Raw genomic sequence first — 20,894 nt, forward strand, 5'->3', positions numbered from 1 at the left:
ATACCTCTAAAATGGATATCCGTTTGTTGGAAGTAGATCGCTTCCACTGCGTGAACCTGGTGAATTATTGGAAATAATCGTAAACCGTTGTCGGTATAATAGTGCACGGTTATGATAAGACCCGTCGCAATACGCTGGAGGATGAAACATGAACCTTGATGACGCATCGTTGTTTCTTGACGCGATGGGGGATGTTCAACCGCTGAAAAGCCGCACCGAAGTGCACTGGCAGCCCACGCGCAATCTCCGCGCTCCGGCTCGTATTGATACGCTGCAATTGGATAATTTTCTCTCAACGGGTTTTCTCGATATTGTCCCGTTGAGCGTACCATTGGAGTTTCGCCGCGAAGGTTTGCAGCACGGTGTGACTGACAAACTACGAACCGGTAAGTATCCGCAGCAGGCGAGTCTCAATCTCGTCCGTCAGCCCGTTGAAACCTGCCGTCAGATGCTCTTCAGTTTTATTCTGCAGGCGCAGCAAGAAGGATTGCGTAACGTGTTGGTGATACACGGCAAGGGGCGCGACGATAATTCTCATGCCAACATTGTTCGCAGCTATGTTGCGCGTTGGCTGACGGAATTTGAAGATGTACAAGCCTACTGCGCCGCACTGCCGCATCACGGCGGCAGCGGAGCATGCTATGTGGCATTACGTAAAACTGCGCAGGCAAAACAGGAGAACTGGGAGCGTCACGCTAAGCGCAGTCGCTGACCGACATAAACATCAGGCGGCCAGTACCCGGTTCCGCCCTTCGTTTTTGGCTTTGTACAGCGCGTCGTCAACGCGTTTGAATAGCTCATCGATACTTTCATTGGTTTCGTGCCGCGCAACGCCAATGCTGACGGTAAAGCGGGGAAGGCCAGGAAGCGTCACCTTGGCCACCGCCGCGCGTATTACTTCTGCGAGATTAAGGGCAACCTCCAGTGAGGTTCGCGGCAGAAGGAGTACAAACTCTTCACCTCCCCAGCGAAAAATCAGGTCGTCCTTTCTCGCGCAGGACTCCAGCGTTCGCGCCAGAGCGCAAAGCACATCGTCACCTCTTAAATGACCGAAGAGATCGTTAATGCTTTTAAAGCGATCGGTGTCGATTAACAGCAGGCTGTAGTCCTGCGTCAATGACATCGCGTGCGTCTGTTGTGGTTCGGTTACCTGATAAAAATGTCGGCGGTTCAGTAATCCGGTCAGGGCGTCACGCAGGGCCGCTTGTTCGAGTTCCTGCTCCAGCCTCTTTTGTTCGGTAATGTCATGAATGATACACAGCATGAGCTTATTGCCGTAGATTTCGATCGGTCCGGCATAAGTTTGTACGTGACGTAAGGAGCCATCTGCAAGCTTATGAACAAAATGCAATGGCTTATGACCGCCGGGCAGATGGGCGATTTCATGCATCACCGGTAGGATATGACGGCTCAGCATGTTGATTTCCCATGTATGTTTCTGGCACATCACATCATGGCTGTAACCATAAAAATTCAGTGCGCTGAGATTCGCATCGACGATCAAACCATCGCGGGACGGATCGATAAGTAACATCGGCGCCGCATTGGTCTGGAAGAAGCGCGCGTAAAATCCCTGCTTGTTTCGCTGATAGTTCGCAGAACGACTGGCTTTCAATCCCTGCGCGGTCGGTGTTTCAATGCCTTCAAAAATAATGATGTCCCCCATATCCGGGAGCGACTTAATGGACAGGCGACTGGCCATCGCGATTTCCTCACCGTTGCGATAAACCGTGAGAATTTCCACAATAGGGTGATGATTTTTCAAGTCACTGAGATACATGGTTAAATCATTTTGGGCATATGTTGAGAATATGCCTTTTCGCAGTGTAGCAAAACAGGAATCCTGCATTAGCTCCCGTGCAACGGTATTAGCGAACACAAGTTCTTCGGTATGTGGTGAAACAATCCACACCGGAAGAGTTAATAAGTCCAGTGAGTGCAGCGCGGTTATACTCATCGATAATCCCGTTATCTTATCTGCTGTGTTGCCCATTTAATGGCGAATGTTTTTATATTACCGTCTCATAATGTTATTGATTGTCGGTGAGACAAGGGGGTACAACTGGCTTTAGTCTGATGTTGTTATCAGTTAATGCTACAGACTATGCCAATAATAGTAGACACTATTTTGGTATTTTTACTGTAATCGCTAAAATCTTTGGCAAATAGACTTTCAATTTTTAATGTCAGTGCTGGACGTGATTTAATCATCAATATATTTGAATGAATGGCGCTGGAATCATCAACAAAAATGGTGATCCCCATACACACTGTCGCGCCACCAGATACCCGCCAGAAGGTAGATCAACGTCGGCCAGAGATCGCCACCTTGCTGTACTCATGCTTTTACAATGTGTATTAGTTAGAACAGAAAAATATTGATATTAATGCGGTAATGCTTATATAAGCATTCATGTTAATTATAATTCTGTACATTTTGTATTCTCTGCGTGCTCACCATCACAATAATCTGATAACAAGCCTGGCAATCATTTTTGGTAGAACAAACCACCAGATTAAGACAAATAATCAGCATCATTCTGTGATTTAAGTGAAAGGGCTGCTGACTCTTATTGAATATTCGCCTTTCGTATCAGGGTAATGGCAATTTGCATGGCAGGTGCTATAAAAAATAATATTCACCTCATTTTCTTGGTAAACAGGGCTAAAATGTTAAATAATATTAGCGTCAGGACTTTTATTGTTTTATTTCTGGTAATAACAGCAGTGGCTCTTAATGTGGTGGAGATAATACTTGCAGCCGGTATTGATGTTATTATTGGCAGCAATTTGGTAAGCTTCATTTCTCTATTATGTCTGTGGTGGTATATGACCAAATATCTGGTGATGCCGATTAATACGGTTAAAAGAAGTATTGAAGAGGTTACGTCCGGAAATCTGGCGATCAGCATTCCAGAATTTGGTAATAACTGCGCGGGTAGACTTATACCAGGCATCAATAGCTTATCAAGTAATATTTCAACACTTGTGAATGAGATCAGGATATCCTCACAAACGGCAATGGCGCTCTCAGAACAGCTTGCAGAACGCAGTGCTGAGCTTTCAGTGAAAACAGAACAGCAATCCGGAGCATTAATGCAGACGGCTGCCAACATGGATGAGATCGCGGTGAATACGCGAAATAATGCTGATAACACGCAAATAGCCAGCGCCCAGGCGACAATTGCTACGCAGTGCGCCCGACAGGGAGGAGAACTAATGGTGCAGGTAGCGGCAAATATGCGTTCAATTACCGAATGCGCGGAGCAGATGACCGAAATTATTACGCTGATAGATGGTATCGCATTCCAGACAAATATTCTGGCATTGAATGCAGCGGTGGAAGCGGCGAGGGCCGGGGAGCATGGAAAAGGGTTTTCCGTTGTGGCTGGTGAAGTAAGGAAGCTGGCGCACCGCAGCGCAGATGCAGCTAAAAATATTAAACAGCTGATTGCCCAGACTCATCAAAATGTTCAGCAAGGCGCGGCTATCGTACGCGAAGCAGAAAAAAATATGCAGGATATCGTCGGGGGCGCCGGACAATTAAGCCAGTTGATGGGCGAGATATTAACGACTACCCAGGAGCAGGAGAAAGGGATTATCAGGATCACTCATGCTCTGGCCGAGCTGGAGAACGTAACCCAAAGTAATGCCGCCATGGTGGATGAGCTTTCTGATTCCTCGGGCATCCTGAAAAACCAGGTGATTGATCTCCAGTCCCGAACCCATCAATTTCGCTTAAGTAAAACTCTTGAGCCTGCAATACGCCAGCGAGCATAACAGGATCTCTCACCACAAGCGTCGCATTCGTCGGCGCTTTTTCTGTTATCAGAGACTTTTATGAATCATTTCAGCGCAATGGGACAATGAGATATTGCTTAACCCATTCTGACGGCTAGACTATCGAAAAAAGCTTAATGTTTGTGGAGGCGCTGTGGAAGCCATTAAGGGAACGGATGTTAATGTGCCGGATGCCGTGTTTGCCTGGCTGCTGGATGGCCGTGGTGGGGTGAAAACGCTGGAAAATAACGATGTTATCGACGCTCAGCATCCCTGCTGGCTACATCTTAATTATACCCATTCTGAAAGTGCGCAATGGCTGGCGACCACGCCTCTGCTTCCTAATAATGTGCGTGATGCGCTGGCGGGTGAAAGTACGCGCCCACGTGTAAGCAGAGTCGGGGAAGGTACGTTGATCACGCTGCGTTGTATTAATGGCAGCACCGACGAGCGACCTGACCAACTGGTCGCTATGCGCTTGTATATGGATGAACGTCTGATTGTCTCAACGCGCCAGCGCAAAGTACTGGCACTGGATGATGTGGTCAGCGATCTCCAGGAAGGTACAGGGCCGGCTGACTGCGGTAGCTGGCTGGTGGATGTCTGCGATGCGTTAACCGATCATGCCAGCGAGTTTATCGAGCAACTGCACGACAAGATTATAGACCTGGAAGATAACCTGCTCGATCAGCAAATCCCCCCGCGCGGATTCCTGGCATTACTGCGCAAGCAACTGATTGTGATGCGCCGCTATATGGCGCCTCAGCGCGATGTCTATGCGCGCCTGGCGAGTGAGCGTTTAGCCTGGATGACCGACGATCATCGGCGACGGATGCAGGATATCGCCGACAGGTTGGGAAGAGGGCTGGATGAGATAGACGCCTGTATCGCCCGGACCGGTATCATGGCGGACGAAATTGCGCAGGTTATGCAGGAGTCTCTGGCGCGCCGAACCTATACAATGTCCTTGATGGCGATGGTTTTCCTACCCAGTACATTTTTAACCGGACTGTTTGGCGTTAACCTCGGTGGTATCCCCGGCGGCGGCTGGCAGTTTGGTTTCTCATTTTTCTGTATTCTGTTAGTGGTCCTGATTGGTGGTGTTACTTTATGGTTGCATCGTAGTAAATGGTTGTAACAACAACATTTTTTAGTGGCTTTTACGCATGAAAACGGCCAGGTTTTTGAGCGAAGTCAATAAACCATCTACCTATTCGGGGCAATATCTCACTCGCAGGTGAATGCAACGTCAAGCGATGGGCGTTGCGCTCCATATTGTCTTACTTCCTTTTTTGAATTACTGCATAGCACAATTGATTCGTACGACGCCGACTTAGATTAGTCGGCTTTTTTTTGCCTGCAGAAAATCAGCGTCTACCCTAAAAGAGTCAACCTGATGACTGGAGGGCTATATGACCTGTCTGATTGCAATGCTACAGTGGCAAGTACCAAACGCTGATTCGCTACCCACCGACCCGGTTCCTGTTCCCGATCCGCTACCTCGTCCGCAGCCGATGCCGGATCCGCCACCGGATGAGGAGCCGATTAAATTGTCGCATCGCGGGCGCAGATCTGCGAGGATACGCGCCTGCTGAATGTGAGTTTTTACCGCGAGATTAAATTGTGACCGTTTTTTCAACCCTGAATGTTTTACCTGCCGCCCAACTCGAGAACCTCAACGAGCTGGGCTACCTTGAAATGACGCCTGTTCAGGCTGCTGCGTTACCGGCAATCCTGGCGGGGAGGGATGTTCGCGTGCAGGCTAAAACCGGCAGTGGCAAAACGGCTGCTTTTGGTCTGGGGTTGTTGCAGCATATTGATGCCGCGCTGTTTCAAACGCAGTCTCTGGTGCTGTGCCCAACGCGTGAGCTTGCCGACCAGGTGGCAGGGGAACTGCGTCGTTTAGCGCGCTTTCTGCCCAATACCAAGATCTTAACCCTGTGCGGCGGCCAGCCCTTTGGCGCACAGCGTGACTCCCTGCAACATGCGCCACATATTATTGTCGCCACGCCGGGGCGTTTACTTGACCACCTGCAAAAAGGCACCGTTTCTCTGGATGCGCTGAATACGCTGGTGATGGATGAAGCCGACCGTATGCTGGATATGGGTTTTAGCGACGCGATTGATGAGGTGATCCGCTTTGCGCCTGCATCACGTCAGACCTTGCTTTTTTCTGCGACCTGGCCGGAGGCGATTGCCGCCATCAGCGGCCGGGTACAGAAAGATCCGCTAACGATCGAAATTGATACGGTTGATGCGCTGCCAGCCATTGAACAGCAGTTTTTTGAAACGTCCAGCCATGGCAAAATTCCGTTGCTGCAAAAATTGCTCAGCCAGCACCAGCCTGCATCCTGTGTAGTTTTTTGTAATACCAAAAAAGATTGTCAGGCCGTATGCGATGCACTGAATGCGGCGGGGCAAAGCGCACTCTCATTGCATGGCGATCTTGAACAGCGCGATCGCGATCAGACGCTGGTACGTTTTGCCAACGGCAGCGCACGTGTACTGGTTGCTACCGATGTGGCCGCGCGTGGTCTGGATATCAAGTCGCTGGAACTGGTGGTTAACTTCGAACTGGCGTGGGATCCGGAAGTTCATGTCCATCGTATTGGCCGTACCGCTCGCGCTGGCAACAGCGGTCTGGCGATTAGCTTCTGCGCGCCGGAAGAAGCGCAACGTGCCAATATCCTGGCTGAAATGCTGCAGCTAAAACTGAACTGGTTGCCTGCGCCGGGCAATGGTTCAATTCTGCCGCTGAACGCTGAGATGGCCACGTTATGCATTGATGGCGGTAAAAAGGCTAAAATGCGTCCCGGCGATGTTCTGGGCGCTCTGACCGGTGATATTGGTCTGGCTGGCGCTGATATCGGCAAAATCGCCGTCCATCCGGCGCATGTTTACGTCGCTGTTCGCCAGACTGTGGCGCATAAGGCATGGAAACAATTGCAAAACGGTAAGATTAAAGGCAAGACCTGCCGCGTTCGTTTATTGAAATAAATGCGCGTCGGAGCGCCTGATGGCGCTCCGTTTATCCGGCATGATAAGTTACTTCACTTCCACCACGTTCAGGCGCAGCGCATCCAGTTGGGTATCATCCTCTTCTGGCTGCCAGCCCGCGGGTTGCAGCGGGATCTCTTCGCGGTCAAACGCTAAATCACCACCGTCCACCACCTCTGAACCGTGTTTGATGCCTTTAAAATCGAACAGATTGATATCACTCAAATGAGAAGGCACAACGTTCTGCATTGCGCTGAACATGGTTTCAATGCGGCCTGGATAGCGTTTGTCCCAGTCGCGCAGCATATCAGCGATGACCTGACGTTGCAGATTAGGCTGGGAGCCGCACAGGTTACACGGAATAATCGGGAAACCTTTCGCTTCGGAGAAACGTTCAATATCTTTCTCACGGCAGTAGGCCAGTGGACGGATCACGATGTGCTTACCGTCATCGCTCATCAGCTTCGGCGGCATACCTTTCATTTTCCCGCCGTAGAACATGTTTAAAAACAGCGTTTGCAGGATGTCATCACGATGGTGGCCGAGCGCAATCTTGGTGGCGCCTAACTCGGTTGCCGTGCGGTACAGAATGCCGCGACGCAGGCGAGAGCATAGCGAGCAGGTCGTTTTGCCTTCAGGAATTTTATCTTTGACGATCCCGTAGGTGTTTTCTTCGACGATTTTATACTCAACACCCAACTGTTGCAGATACTCCGGCAGAATATGCTCGGGGAAGCCGGGTTGTTTCTGATCGAGGTTAACCGCAACTAAGGAAAAACTGATCGGGGCGCTTTGCTGCAAATTACGCAGGATCTCCAGCATGGTATAGCTGTCTTTCCCTCCGGAAAGGCACACCATAATGCGATCGCCGTCTTCGATCATATTGAAGTCGGCAATCGCTTCGCCCACGTTGCGACGCAGACGTTTTTGCAATTTGTTCAGGTTGTATTGTTCTTTCTTGCTAATATCTTGATTTTGCGACATTTAATAGAGGCTCAATTCATAGTGTGGCATCAGAAGAGTATGCATCACGCCGGATAGTCCGGCAAAAGAAGTCTGATATAAAAACCGTGGCGTGTATGGTACGGATAAGCGGGAAAAATGTCAGCACATTTAGGACAGGAATCGAGGGGTATGAAGGGGAAAACAAAAAGCCCGCCACGATGTGCGGGCCAGACAGCTTAGCGGACAACCAGAACTGAACACTCAGCATGACGCACCACGGCCGCGGCGTTAGAGCCCAGCAGGTAAGTGGTGATGTCAGGTCGGTGAGAAGCGATAATGACCATATCAGCCGGTAATTTTTTAGCCATCTCCAGAATTTTATCTTTCGGCGCACCTTCCGCGACATGAACGTGCACTCTGTCCGTTGGGATATTGAACTTCTTGATAATCTCTTCCAGTTGAGATTTCGCTTCGGCTTTCAGATCGTCCATGGCCGGCAACTCTGCCGAGTAGGCCAGTCCCAGGGAAGCGTAATAGGGCAGTGACGGAATAACGGTCAAAAAATGGACCTGCGCATCGTCAATTTTTGCTTCTGCTTCAACATGGGCAATAACGCGTTGAGTTAATTCTGAGTCTGAAATATCGATGGGTACAAGAATCGTTCTGTTCATAAAACCTCCTGTTTAAGTATCCATCTAAAGCTTACCGCGTAATGGCACTTTATGTACAATGACAAAGATCACATTTTGGCATCACTTTATTTTGATTTCAGGGAATTTTCCTTTTATTACCCCATCATAAAATCGACCTTTAGAGACTACGCTCAGGAAATCACGAAAAATACGGGCAGGCACATGCTGGTATTGCAGCGTAGACAATTGATGAAAGCGAATTTCAAGCGTGCAGGAGGATTCGTCATAACCGACGGATGCAATACGGGATGATTTTACAGGGTGATGATTCATTGCAGGTATCCTCTACTACAGGTCTTTATGCAATATATCATCTATCAGGGATGTGTTTTGAAGCAACAGATATAATGTTTTGATCTGGATAAAACAGAATTGCGATAACAGAAAGAAAACCCGCCGTTGCCGGCGGGCTGACAAAATTAGAACTGGTAAACCATACCCAGAGCTACAGTGTCATCGGTAGAGATGTCATTGCGAGTGTAGAAGCTGTCGTCTTCGTCCAGCAGGTTGATTTTGTAATCAACGTAGGTGGAGAAGTTTTTGTTGAAGAAGTAAGTCGCACCTACAGAAGCATATTTAACCAGATCTTTATCATCGTTACCATTTACAGTAGCCAGATCGCTACCTTTAGACATCAGGAAAGACACTTCCGGACGCAGACCGAAATCGAACTGGTATTGCGCAGTAACTTCAAAGTTCTGAGTTTTGTTGGCAATAGTGTAATCACTACCGTCAGAGCCGCCGTACGGGGTCATATTACGGGTTTCGGAGTACATGGTTGCCAGGTAGATGTTATTCGCATCGTATTTCAGGCCAGCAGTCCACGCGTCAGCTTTATCGCCACCAGCGGTAGAATGGTTCACCTGCTCGTTGGTACGGTCAGAAGAGGTATAGGCAGCACCGAAGGTTACGCCCATACCCAGATCGTAGGTAGAGGAGATACCGAAACCGTCACCGTTGGAATTCTTCACATTACGGTCGCCACCATTGTTGGTGCCTTCCTGCTCATCACTTGTCTGTTCGTTCGCGCCCTGATACTGCAGTGCAACGTTCAGACCGTCAACCAGACCAAAGAAGTCGGTGTTACGGTAGGTCGCTACGCCGTTAGCACGACCGGTCATGAAGTTATCCGCTTTGGTGTAGGAGTCACCACCGAATTCTGGCAGCATATCGGTCCAGGCTTCTACATCATACAGTACGCCGTAGTTACGACCGTAGTCGAATGAGCCGTAGTCACCAACTTTAATACCCGCGAACGCCAGACGAGTCCAGGAGTTACCTTTATCGTTTTCGGTAGTGTTAGCCTGAACCTGATATTCCCACTGGCCATAGCCGGTGATCATATCGTTAACCTGGGTTTCGCCTTTGAAGCCCATACGCATATAAGTCTGATCGCCATCGCTGTTCGCGTCGTCAGAGAAGTAATGCAGGCCGTCTACTTTGCCATAGAGATCTAATTTGTTGCCGTCTTTATTATAAACTTCAGCAGCGTGAGCCGCGCCTGCAGCCAGCAGGGCAGGAATTACGAGAGCCAGTACTTTTCTGTTCATTGAAATAATCCTTTAGTTTTTTTATTAACCTGTGACTACCCATGTAGGGAGTAAAAGCATGCTAAAGGAGAAGTTCCGTAAACAGATAAATATGAATTGTTACGTCTTAAGTAAAACCTTAAATAAATAATTCTACAGAAACAGTGATAATTATTATGAATGTATGGATTTAATATATATAAAATAAAAATTATACAAGTGAATTTTGTTGAGCTATTCTGCGCGTGTTATATGCCTTTATTGTCACGTTTTATTTTTTCGTTGTCGTATTGATAGCCAATATTAATTAGCCAGCGAATAAATTGACAAGCCCGAACAACTGTTCGGGCTTTTTTTTCGTTCCACTTTAATAGTGATCTAAACGTATTACTCGGTTCCGCTCTTTTCCGCTTTACCTGCCAGTTGCGCCAGGAAATCGTAGCGTTTTTGCAGATCGGCTGTTGCGTCTTTCCACAGCTGTTCAGCGACTTCAGGCTGTTGGGCATTTAAGCGGCGGAAGCGTTGCTCGTTAAGTAAAGTTTCAGCCAAAGCATCTGACGGCGGGCGAGAATCCAGCGCCAGCGGCAGTTTACCTTCGTCAGCACGACGCGGATCAAAGCGATACAGCGGCCAGAACCCGGTTGCCGTGAGCTGACGCATCTGATCGTGGCTCAACGCGAGGTCATAACCATGTTCCTCACAAGGGCTATACGCGATAATCAGCGACGGCCCCGGATAGGATTCCGCTTCCTGGATAGCTTTCACCGTCTGGTTCAACTGGGCGCCCAGGGAAATCTGCGCGACATAAACATGCCCGTACATCATCATACTGACGCCAAGATCTTTACGAGCCTTACGTTTGCCGTGCTCCCCAAATTTAGTGACAGCCCCAAGAGGCGTGGCTTTTGACGCTTGCCCACCCGTGTTGGAGTAACACTGGGTATCCAGCACCAGAATATTGACGTTCTCGGTCAGGCTAAGAACGTGATCCAACCCGCCGAAGCCAATATCGTAGGCCCAGCCATCGCCGCCAATCAGCCAGATGGATTTCTCAACCAGCGCGTCGGCATCGGTTAACAACTGCTGTGCGCCTTCGACATCTTTCAGATGCTCGCGCAGGGCCGCGACTTGCTCACGACGGACCTCCGGCGTGGCTTCTGCGTGCAAAGCGTCATTGAGTTCAGCCGGGATGTTATCGGCAAACTGCTCCAGCAGACGCATAACGCGCGCCCGGTGTTGATCCACCGTCAGACGGAAGCCCAGACCAAACTCGGCGTTATCTTCAAACAGCGAGTTTGCCCATGCTGGCCCACGCCCATTGGCATCGGTGGTGTATGGCGTTGAGGGCAGGTTACCGCCATAAATTGATGAACACCCGGTGGCATTCGCAATCAACATGCGGTCACCGTACAACTGCGTAAGCAGTTTGATATACGGCGTTTCACCACAGCCTGAGCAGGCGCCGGAATATTCAAATAGCGGTGTAATCAATTGCGAGGTGCGAATATCAATACGTTCCAGTTTGGTGCGATCAATCTCCGGCAGATCGAGGAAGAAGTCATAGTTAACTTTTTCTTCTTCGACATGCTCAAGGCGCGACATCATATTGATGGCTTTGATCTCAGGATTTTGGCGATCTTTCGCCGGGCACACTTCGACGCACAGATTACAACCGGTGCAATCTTCAGGCGCAACCTGCAGGACATATTTCTGGCCGCGCATATCGCGTGATTTCACATCCAGAGAATGCAGGCTGGCAGGGGCGTTTTCCATCGCTTCTGGGGAAACCACCTTGGCGCGGATAGCCGAGTGCGGGCAGGCGGCAACGCAGTGGTTACATTGCGTACACAGCTCTTCTTTCCAGATTGGGATCTCTTCGGCGATATTGCGTTTTTCCCAACGCGTAGTCCCCATTGGCCAGGTACCGTCCGGCGGCAGCGCGGAAACGGGTAGTGCATCGCCCAGACCGGCGAGCATTGCTGCGGTGACGGTTTTCACGAAATCTGGTGCGGCATCAGAAACCACCGGTGGGCGGTTGCCGCTATGCGGATCAACAGGCTGCAGGGCCACTTCGGCTACGGATTCACGCGCCAGAGCCAGCGCCTGCCAGTTACGTTCGACCAGATCCTGGCCTTTACTGCTGTAGCTTTTCGCAATCGCCCCCTGCAACTCTGCCAGCGCGCTGTCGCCTGGTAAAATTTGCGTCAGGTGGAAGAACGCCATTTGCATCACGGTGTTTATACGCGCCGCCAAACCACACTCACGGGCGATTTTAGCCGCATTAATCACGTAGAAACGGGCTTTCTTCTGATTCAGCACCGCCTGAACTTCCTGCGGCAGACGCGCCCAGACTTCATCCACACTGTATGGGGTATTAAGCAGGAATATACCGCCAGGTTTCAGGCGTTCGGCCATCTGGTACTTATCGATAAATTGCAACTGGTGACAGCCGACAAAATCGGCTTGTGAAACCAGATACGCTGAACGAATGGGGTGCTCACTGACGCGCAGGTGGGAGACGGTCAGGCCGCCTGCTTTTTTCGAGTCATACACGAAATAACCCTGCGCATACCATGGCGTAGAGTTACCGATAATCTTGATATTGTTTTTGGTGGCCGACACGCTGCCATCGCTACCCAGGCCGTAAAACAGCGCTTCGAGCTTAGCGGTGCCGGGCAGGGTGTTTTCCGGCAACGGCAATGACAGATTGGTGACATCATCATAGATACCGACCGTGAAGCGTGGTTTAGGTTTCGTGCTATTCAACTCATTAAAGATCGCCATGACGCAGTCGGGGCCAAACTCTTTGGACGAAAGACCATAGCGTCCGCCAATCACACGCGGTAAGGTTTCTCGTTCGCCACAGTTAAACGCTTCCGCCAGCGCGGTCATGACATCCAGATATAATGGTTCTGCCTGCGCGCCGGGTTCTTTGGTGCGATCCAGAACGGCGATGCTGCGCGCGCTTTCCGGCAGCGCGCGCAGTAAATGTTTGGCGGAGAAGGGGCGGAACAGACGGACTTTCAGCACACCCACTTTCTCGCCGTGCGCCATCAGCTCTTCGACAACTTCTTCACTGGTGCCAATCGCCGAGCCCATTAAAATAATGACGCGTTCTGCCTGCGGATGACCGTAATATTCAAATGGCTGGTACTGGCGGCCCGTGGCTGCGGCGAAGTCGTTCATCGCCTGTTCTACGTGATCGTAAACCGCGTTGTACCATGGGTTTGTCGCTTCGCGTGACTGGAAGTAGGTGTCCGGATTCGCTGATGTACCGCGGATAACCGGATGCTCTGGATTTAGTGCCCGAGCGCGGTGAGCATCGATCTCCGCCTGAGGCATCAGCCCGAGGATGGTGTTATCAGCCAGCGGCACAATTTTATTGATTTCATGTGATGTACGGAATCCATCAAAGAAATGAATAAACGGAACCCGGCTTTTCAGGGTCGCCATTTGTGAAATCAGCGCAAAATCCTGCGCTTCCTGCACGCTACTGGCGCACAGCATCGCGCACCCTGTTTGGCGTACAGCCATCACGTCGGAATGATCGCCAAAAATCGATAACGCGTGCGTGGCAATAGTTCGCGCCGCAACGTGCAGTACAAACGGGGTCAACTGACCGGCCAGTTTGTACAGCGTTGGGATCATCAACAGCAAACCCTGTGATGAGGTAAACGACGTAGAAAGCGCACCGGTCTGCAACGCGCCGTGAACGGTCGCAATCGCACCGCCTTCCGACTGCATTTCTACGACGCGAGGGATATCTCCCCACACGTTTTTAAGCCCGTTTCCGGCCCAGGCATCGGCCTGTTCCGCCATCGTCGAACTGGGCGTAATCGGGTAGATGGCGATAACCTCGCTGGTACGAAATGCGACCGAAGCAACCGCACCATTACCGTCAATTGTTTGCATACTGACACCCTTACATTGCGCAAAAAGAGGGACACGCGTAAGCGTTGCGAGTCCTGTAATTATCCTTCTATTTTAGCAAAAGCCATTCAGGCGCATTTTCGCTTTTGTGTCCCTGGAATTATGAGAATGTATGGTTTGATCAAAGGAGCAGCCAAAAAATTGCCAAAAAATGTAAACAGCGCGCATAAATGCGTGGTTTGCCTCTCGACGGCGGTGTCTCTGCTGCCTATTATTTATGGCTGTGTCGTTTGGTTAATCTTCAGAGGGGAGTAAGATGCGCGCAGCGTTTTGGGTAGGGTGTGCCGCGTTATTATTATCGGCGTGTAGCAGTGAACCTGTTCAGCAGGCAACGGCAGCACATGTCGCACCGGGCATGAAGGCAGCAATGTCCAGTTCTGGAGAAGCAAATTGCGCCATGATTGGTGGTTCGCTCTCCGTTGCCCGTCAACTGGATGGCTCAGCCATCGGGATGTGCGCGCTACCCAACGGCAAACGCTGTAGTGAGCAGTCGCTTGCCGCCGGAAGCTGTGGGAGCTATTGAGCCTGCGCGTTCATTACATTAAATCCGCAAGTTTATACGTCAGCGTTTGTTCTGCTGTCGCCAGTGTCAACTGGTCAGCAGTCAAATCTACCTGTGCGCCTTGCTTAAACATTTCGCTGACGATACCGTCGAGCGCGTTAAGCTGCGGATCGGCGCACATCATGCGGGTCATCGCCATATCTTTCACCTTCAACTCGCCGTCGGACAACTTGCCCTGACCGTGGAATTGATTACACATCTTTCCCGATACCGTCATGTTTTCGCCAAAACTCAATTCGGGTGGGTTATTGGCGACGGTAACGGCTTTACCATTCACGCTCTGCAAAACGAAACGGTGATGCTGTAACTGGTCGCGATTGACGGAAACGTTTCCATTACTCACACAGCCAGCCATCAGCGTGCTGAGGGCAATCAACGTGACAACTTTCTTCATTAACATTCTCTAATTTCGTGACCGGAATACATTCAATATGATAATGATACTGACTGTTTTATCATCGGCAATTGTCTGAAAATGCCCCCCTTAAATCAGGGGAGCACAGGGATTAAAAGAGGGCGTTTGGACAGGTTTCGCCTTTGGAGATTTGTTCCAAATTTTGCAGTGTCGTTTCAGAAATGCTGGTCAACGCTTCGGCGGTCAGAAACGCCTGATGCCCGGTAAATAGCACGTTATGGCAGGCTGACAGGCGACGGAACACATCATCCTGAATCACATCATTGGATTTATCTTCAAAGAACAGATCGCGTTCGTTTTCATACACATCCATACCCAGAGAACCAATTTTCTGGTTTTTCAGGGCATCGATAGCCGCCTGTGAATCGATCAGTGCTCCGCGACTGGTGTTAATAATCATCACACCGTTTTTCATTTGCTCAAAGGCTTCCTGATTGAGCAGATGATAATTTTCCGGCGTTAACGGACAGTGCAGGGAGATAACGTCGGACTCAGCAAACAGCGTTTTAAGATCGACATATTCCACGCCTAATTCCAGAGCAGCGGCGCTTGGGTAGGGATCGAACGCCAGCAGGCGCATACCAAAACCTTTCAGGATCCGTAGCGCAGCAATACCGATTTTACCGGTACCAATCACCCCGGCCGTTTTGCCATACATGGTAAAGCCGGTCAGCCCTTCAAGAGAGAAGTTGGCATCACGGGTACGTTGATACGCGCGATGAATACGGCGGTTCAGGGTCATCATCATGCCAATCGCATGCTCAGCGACGGCTTCAGGCGAATAGGCCGGGACGCGTACCACCTGCAGACCCAGCTCTTTTGCCGCGTCGAGATCGACGTTATTGAATCCGGCGCAGCGCAGGGCGATATATTTCACACCCAGCTTTTTGAGTTCTTCCAGAACCGGTCGGCTGCCATCGTCGTTGACGAAGATGCATACAGCTTCGCAACCATGGGCTGTTTTAGCTGTTTTCTCCGTCAGCAGAAAGTCAAAAAATTCAAGTTCAAAACCAAAAGCCTCGTTAACCTGCTGCAGATACTTTTTGTCGTACTGTTTTGTACTATAGATGGCGAGTTTCATAAGACTTTCTCCAGTGATTTTGACGTCACATTAATCCAATTAAAATTATTTTACAAAATTTAAAAAGTTATTGATAGTCATAGAAGTAATGAATGTTTAAAGCGTATCTTTTGTTAGTGTGGGCAGGTTACGCGATTTCAACAACTGGATATTTTCCATTCGCTGAGCAGGTAGTGTGGGTAAAAAGCCAGGTGATTCACATTCAGATAGCTACGCTTATACAGGTAGCAGATATCGGGAGGAGTTATGCTAACTCACTCTGAAGCAAAACGATGGGCCACCTTAATGCTTAAGGCGGCTTTATGCGATGGAATGAAACCAGAAGAAATTTCCCGCCAGGTGCATCTTGTCTGTGATCATCATGGCAAGGAGTATCTTGAAGAACTTATAGAAGAAATACTGATAGAGGCTGGTCGGATAGGACCTAAACATAGCGATGGACAACTGAACCATCATTGAGTCCGAATCCACGCGCTACTGTGTTGGAATCATTCCTGACGGCATGTGTAACAGCGTGCCACATAGCGCTGTTATCTGTCCTTAATGTGGGCATATGCAGTTAAACATGCCACAATACAGGCCTAAACCGGCTTAAATTTTGCTAATTCAGGATATTAACTACCCATGAAGGGTAAATATAAAGCCGTTCTGGCACTCCTCTTATTATTGATTCTCGTGCCGCTGACGCTGGTGATGACGCTTGGCCTGTGGGTCCCGACCCTGGTGGGCGTCTGGTTACCTGTGGGGACACGTATCGCGCTGGATGAGAGTCCACGGCTGACACGGCATGGGCTGCATATCCCGGAACTCCGCTATCTGGTCGATGATTGCCCGCTGGCGCGCATTACTCAGGCGGACCTGTCCCATCCCAGCCGCTGGTTGCTCAATGTCGGGACAATTGAGCTGGATTCCGCTTGCCTGGCCAAATTACCGCAGACACAAGCGTCTCCGGTAGCACCCAAAACGCTGGCTGAATGGCAATCGATGCTGCCCAATACCTGGATTAACATCGACAAACTTATTCTCTCTCCCTGGCAGGAATGGCAGGGGAAACTGTCGCTTTCGCTAACGCCCTCTACTCAGCAACTGCGCTACCAGGGGGAAAAGGTTAAATTCCAGGGGCGGCTGCACGGGCAAAATCTCACGGTAAATGAGCTGGATGTCGCTGCATTTGAAGGGCAACCGCCGGTAAAACTTGTCGGTGAATTTACCATGCCGCTGGTTCCTGATGGGTTACCGGTGAGCGGTCATGCCGTTGCGACGCTGAACTTGCCGCAGGAGCCTACGCTTGTGGACGCCGAACTGGAGTGGCAAAAAAACAGCGGACAACTGATCGTCATGGCGCGCGATAGTGCCGATCCGCTGCTCGATCTTCCGTGGGAAATAACCCGCCAGCAGTTGACCATCAGCGACGGTCGCTGGAACTGGCCTTATCAGGGATTCCCGTTAAGCGGACGGCTGGGCATGAAAGTTGAAAACTGGCAGGCCGGGCTGGAAAACGCGGTGGTGAGTGGGCGGCTGAACGTTTTGACGCAAGGCGATGCCGGTAAAGGAAACGCTGTTTTAACGCTGGGGCCGGGTAAGCTGGGTATTGATAACAACGAGATGCCGTTACAGCTGATCGGCGAAGCGAAACAGGGCGATCTGATCTTCTACGCGAAATTACCCGCCAAACTCACCGGTAGCCTGAACGATCCGCAACTGGCGTTTGAGCCAGGGGCGCTGTTGCGTTCGCGGGGGCGGGTAATTGATTCGCTGGATATTGACGAGATTCGTTGGCCGCTGGCGGGCGTAAAGGTAACACAACGCGGTGTGGATGGTCGTCTACAGGCTATTTTGCGTGCGCATGAAAACCAGATGGGTGGCTTTGAACTGCACCTGGATGGTCTGGCAAATGATTTTCTTCCTGATGCTGGTCGTTGGCAATGGCGCTACTGGGGCGAAGGCAGCTTTACGCCGATGCATGCCCGCTGGGACGTGGCGGGTAAGGGAGAGTGGCATGACAACACGCTGAAGCTCTTTGATCTCTCCACCGGATTTGACCACTTGCAATACGGCACCATGACGGTGGAAAACCCACGCATGGTAATGGACGAACCGATCGTATGGGTACGGGACGCGACCAAACCGACGTTTAGCGGCGCACTGTCACTGGACGCAGGAAAAACCGTCTTCACCGGCGGAAGCGTCTTACCTCCCTCAACGCTAAAGTTCAGCGTGGAAGGCAGCGACCCGACGATTTTCCAGTTCAAGGGCCAGCTTCACGCAGGGGCGATTGGCCCCGTACAGCTAAATGGCCGTTGGGACGGGATCCGTCTGCGCGGACAGGCCTGGTGGCCAAAACAATCACTCACCGTGTTCCAGCCGCTGCTCCCGCCTGACTGGAAAATGAAACTGCGTGAAGGTGATCTCTATGCGCAGGTCGCATTCTCGGCCGCACCGGAACAGGGCTTTGAAGCGGGCGGTCATGGGGTATTAAAAGGCGGTAGCGCCTGGATGCCTGATAACCAAATTAATGGCGTCGATTTTATCTTGCCGTTTCGGTTTAGCGAAGGCGCATGGCAGTTGGGTACGCGTGGGCCTGTTTCATTGCGTATTGCGGAAGTCGTGAATCAGGTGACGGCGAAAAATATTACTGCCGATCTACAGGGAGCGTACCCCTGGAGTGAAGGCAATCCGTTATTGCTGAGCGATGTCAGCGCCGAACTGCTGGGAGGCAAAGTCATCATGCGGCAACTGCGGATGCCACAGCACGACCCGGCCTTATTACGGGTGCAGAATATCTCCTCCAGCGAGCTTATTAGCGCGGTTAACCCCAAGCAGTTCGCTATGTCGGGTCCGGTCAGCGGCGCGTTGCCATTATGGTTGGATAACGAAAAGTGGATCATCAAAGACGGCTGGTTAACCAACCCAGGTCCGATGACGCTGCGTATTGATAAAGACACGGCGGATGCCGTCGTTAAAGATAATATGGCGGCTGGCGCGGCAATTAACTGGCTGCGCTATATGGAAATAACCCATTCCTGGACGAAAATAAACCTGGATAACCTGGGTGTCTTAACGATGCAGGCAACCGTTACTGGCAATAGCCGGGTAGATGGCAAAGTGGGGACGGTTAATTTGAATTACACCCACGAGGAAAACGTCTTTACGCTATGGCGCAGTTTGCGTTTTGGCGACAATTTACAGGCATGGCTTGAGCAAAATGCAACGCTGCCGGAAACCCATTGCCTGGAAGGCAAGGAATGTGAGGAACAACAATGAAAACGATAGCCGCCATGCTGGGGTTGCTGGCTTCATCTCTGGTGGTAGGTTGTACCCCGAGAATCGAAGTGGCTGCGCCAAAAGAGCCGATCACGATTAATATGAACGTCAAAATCGAACATGAGATTCATATCAAAGTTGATAAAGACGTCGAGAGCTTATTGAAATCGCGCAGCGATCTGTTCTGAGGTAATGATGAAAAAACAGCTTGCAGCGATCCTGGTGGCGCTGAGTTTTATCACCAGCAATGCATGGGCGTTGACCCTGAATGAAGCCAGAACTCAGGGGCGAGTGGGGGAAACACTCAATGGTTATCTGGTGGCATTACAAACCGATGCTGAAACGCAGGCGCTGGTGAGTGAGATTAATAAGGCGCGAAGCGCCAGTTATCAGCAACTGGCTGAGAGCAATAATATTCCGCCAGAGGAAGTGGCAAAAATGGCCGGACAAAAGTTAGTCGCTCGCGCTAAACCGGGGGAGTACGTGCAAGGTATTAATGGTAAGTGGTTGAGGAAAGAATAATCATTTCTGAACGCCACTGGAGGAATGGTATTACAAGTGGAGGATCCTTCCGGATGATTCATCGACATCGCAATAGTTGCCACACGGCATCAAACGGATGTTGATATAGTTCAACACCGGTCGCGTCGTGGAGTGAAATCATGTGGCTTCTCAAATGGTATGTCTGGAATCGTTGGGTATTCAAGCTGTTAAGCCGGGATGTCGCGGAGCCGGAACAATTTTTACTTCATTGCTGGGAAGAAAATCTGGCGAAGTGCAGGGAGTATGCCACCATCTGGCGTGATATTAATCGCATTCACGGCAAGCAGGTACATGTGCGGGTAAAGAAGTAAGTACCGAGAATCCCTCCCACCGGATGGTGAGAGGGTGAATTATCAGGCAGCAACCACGCTGTCGATAGCGGCTTTCGCATCGGACTGGGCTTTAGATGCCACTTCCGGGCCGTAAGCGATACCTTCAGCAAAGACCACGTTCACGTCGGTGATACCGATAAAGCCCAGGAACACGTTCAGATACGGTGTGATCAGGTCAGTCGGCGTATCTTTATGAATACCACCGCGGCTGGTCAGCACCACTGCGCGTTTACCGGTCACCAGACCTTCCGGACCTTTCTCGGTGTAGCGGAAGGTTACGCCGGCACGGGCAATCAGGTCAAAGTAGTTTTTCAACTGCGTCGGAATGTTGAAGTTATACATCGGCGCGGCGATAACAATTACATCATGCGCTTTCAGCTCAGCGATCAACTCGTCAGACAGCGCCAGCGCTTCTTGCTGACGCGGCGTCAGCGGCGCATCGCTTGGGCGCAGCGCACCCACCAGTTCGCCATCCAGTACCGGAACAGGGTTTGCAGCCAGGTCGCGGACGGTGATTTCATCAGCAGAGTGCTTTTCACGCCACTGTTCAACAAAATAATCAGACAACTGACCAGACTGAGAGTACCCTGCCAGAATACTGGATTTAAGAACTAATACCTTGCTCATGGGTGTTTCCTTTTATGTGTTTGAAGGGGTAGTGCCCCGTTGCTTGTTGACACTTTATTCACAATCCTGTCGCAGTGATAGCGCAATATATCGAATCCTATGTTCGAAATTATTGAACAACACATGAAAAGCCCCGATGTGGTACTCTATATCTATCATCTAAAAGAGATTTAACCCGGCAGATCGCTGCCTTTTAA

The 20,894-nt window shown here is 50.4% G+C and carries 20 protein-coding genes; 11 read left to right on the plus strand and 9 right to left on the minus strand.

All coding sequences use genetic code 11. The features are described from left to right. Positions 1-148 precede the first annotated feature (148 nt). Positions 149-712, plus strand: a complete 564-nt coding sequence (gene smrA, locus ICA20_RS12275; RefSeq protein ID WP_038640833.1) for a DNA endonuclease SmrA — start codon at positions 149-151, stop codon at positions 710-712. 12 nt (positions 713-724) lie between these two features. Here the strand turns inward: smrA and ICA20_RS12280 are convergent, their stop codons facing one another. Next, complete coding sequence (locus ICA20_RS12280; RefSeq protein WP_038640831.1) at positions 725-1,957, minus strand: sensor domain-containing diguanylate cyclase; 1,233 nt, start codon at positions 1,955-1,957, stop codon at positions 725-727. Between the two features lie 713 nt (positions 1,958-2,670). On the opposite strand from ICA20_RS12280, the gene ICA20_RS12285 reads away from it, so the two are divergent. The 4 genes from ICA20_RS12285 to dbpA all read left to right on the plus strand — a co-directional run bounded on the left by ICA20_RS12285 (position 2,671) and on the right by dbpA (position 6,777). Beyond that, entirely contained in the window at positions 2,671-3,780 is a 1,110-nt protein-coding gene (locus tag ICA20_RS12285) for a methyl-accepting chemotaxis protein (protein ID WP_038643181.1), read from the plus strand. A gap of 154 nt (positions 3,781-3,934) precedes the next feature. Then, the gene (gene zntB, locus ICA20_RS12290; RefSeq protein ID WP_038640826.1) at positions 3,935-4,918 is read left to right on the plus strand and encodes a zinc transporter ZntB; all 984 of its coding nucleotides are present in this window, start codon (positions 3,935-3,937) and stop codon (positions 4,916-4,918) included. 274 nt (positions 4,919-5,192) lie between these two features. Next, the gene (locus ICA20_RS12295) at positions 5,193-5,375 is read left to right on the plus strand and encodes a hypothetical protein (RefSeq protein ID WP_071888136.1); all 183 of its coding nucleotides are present in this window, start codon (positions 5,193-5,195) and stop codon (positions 5,373-5,375) included. 28 nt (positions 5,376-5,403) lie between these two features. Next, complete coding sequence (dbpA, locus tag ICA20_RS12300) at positions 5,404-6,777, plus strand: ATP-dependent RNA helicase DbpA (RefSeq protein WP_038640824.1); 1,374 nt, start codon at positions 5,404-5,406, stop codon at positions 6,775-6,777. 48 nt (positions 6,778-6,825) lie between these two features. On the opposite strand, the gene ttcA is transcribed toward dbpA, so the two are convergent. The 5 genes from ttcA to nifJ form a co-directional block, all read right to left on the minus strand. After that, the gene (ttcA, locus tag ICA20_RS12305) at positions 6,826-7,761 is read right to left on the minus strand and encodes a tRNA 2-thiocytidine(32) synthetase TtcA (protein ID WP_038640822.1); all 936 of its coding nucleotides are present in this window, start codon (positions 7,759-7,761) and stop codon (positions 6,826-6,828) included. Between the two features lie 197 nt (positions 7,762-7,958). Further along, positions 7,959-8,393, minus strand: a complete 435-nt coding sequence (uspF, locus tag ICA20_RS12310) for a universal stress protein UspF (RefSeq protein WP_006684401.1) — start codon at positions 8,391-8,393, stop codon at positions 7,959-7,961. An 81-nt stretch (positions 8,394-8,474) separates the two neighbouring features. Next, entirely contained in the window at positions 8,475-8,687 is a 213-nt protein-coding gene (locus tag ICA20_RS12315; protein WP_069324961.1) for a KTSC domain-containing protein, read from the minus strand. Between the two features lie 146 nt (positions 8,688-8,833). Next, positions 8,834-9,964, minus strand: a complete 1,131-nt coding sequence (gene ompC / locus ICA20_RS12320; protein WP_038640818.1) for a porin OmpC — start codon at positions 9,962-9,964, stop codon at positions 8,834-8,836. Between the two features lie 366 nt (positions 9,965-10,330). Then, complete coding sequence (nifJ, locus tag ICA20_RS12325) at positions 10,331-13,855, minus strand: pyruvate:ferredoxin (flavodoxin) oxidoreductase (protein ID WP_038640816.1); 3,525 nt, start codon at positions 13,853-13,855, stop codon at positions 10,331-10,333. A gap of 274 nt (positions 13,856-14,129) precedes the next feature. Here nifJ and ICA20_RS12330 point away from each other — a divergent pair, with 274 nt between their 5' ends. Further along, the gene (locus tag ICA20_RS12330) at positions 14,130-14,396 is read left to right on the plus strand and encodes a DUF333 domain-containing protein (RefSeq protein WP_003833199.1); all 267 of its coding nucleotides are present in this window, start codon (positions 14,130-14,132) and stop codon (positions 14,394-14,396) included. 13 nt (positions 14,397-14,409) lie between these two features. On the opposite strand, the gene hslJ is transcribed toward ICA20_RS12330, so the two are convergent. Then, complete coding sequence (gene hslJ, locus ICA20_RS12335; protein WP_038643179.1) at positions 14,410-14,829, minus strand: heat shock protein HslJ; 420 nt, start codon at positions 14,827-14,829, stop codon at positions 14,410-14,412. 112 nt (positions 14,830-14,941) lie between these two features. Then, entirely contained in the window at positions 14,942-15,931 is a 990-nt protein-coding gene (locus ICA20_RS12340) for a 2-hydroxyacid dehydrogenase (RefSeq protein ID WP_038640813.1), read from the minus strand. 246 nt (positions 15,932-16,177) lie between these two features. Between ICA20_RS12340 and ICA20_RS12345 the strand changes: the two genes are divergently transcribed. The 5 genes from ICA20_RS12345 (at position 16,178) to ICA20_RS12365 (ending at position 20,049) form a co-directional block, all read left to right on the plus strand. Next, a complete protein-coding gene (locus tag ICA20_RS12345) occupies positions 16,178-16,390 on the plus strand; it encodes a hypothetical protein (RefSeq protein WP_071888135.1) in 213 nt (70 codons plus the stop codon). A gap of 165 nt (positions 16,391-16,555) precedes the next feature. Beyond that, positions 16,556-19,195, plus strand: a complete 2,640-nt coding sequence (locus tag ICA20_RS12350; RefSeq protein WP_038640812.1) for a YdbH family protein — start codon at positions 16,556-16,558, stop codon at positions 19,193-19,195. Next, the gene (locus tag ICA20_RS12355; RefSeq protein WP_038640810.1) at positions 19,192-19,383 is read left to right on the plus strand and encodes a YnbE family lipoprotein; all 192 of its coding nucleotides are present in this window, start codon (positions 19,192-19,194) and stop codon (positions 19,381-19,383) included. Before ICA20_RS12350 ends, ICA20_RS12355 begins: the two co-directional genes overlap by 4 nt. Before the next feature lie 7 nt (positions 19,384-19,390). Beyond that, positions 19,391-19,717 (plus strand): YdbL family protein, encoded by a 327-nt coding sequence (locus ICA20_RS12360; protein WP_038640808.1) that lies wholly within the window; start codon positions 19,391-19,393, stop codon positions 19,715-19,717. 140 nt (positions 19,718-19,857) lie between these two features. Then, on the plus strand, positions 19,858-20,049 hold the full coding sequence (locus ICA20_RS12365; protein ID WP_038640807.1) for a hypothetical protein: 192 nt from the start codon (positions 19,858-19,860) through the stop codon (positions 20,047-20,049). A 42-nt stretch (positions 20,050-20,091) separates the two neighbouring features. Here ICA20_RS12365 and azoR read toward each other — a convergent pair whose 3' ends face one another. Further along, on the minus strand, positions 20,092-20,697 hold the full coding sequence (gene azoR, locus ICA20_RS12370; RefSeq protein WP_006684422.1) for an FMN-dependent NADH-azoreductase: 606 nt from the start codon (positions 20,695-20,697) through the stop codon (positions 20,092-20,094). Between the last annotated feature and the right edge of the window lie 197 nt (positions 20,698-20,894).

It is taken from the genome of Citrobacter sp. C5_2, from assembly GCF_014596845.2.
GTDB lineage: Bacteria > Pseudomonadota > Gammaproteobacteria > Enterobacterales > Enterobacteriaceae > Citrobacter > Citrobacter werkmanii.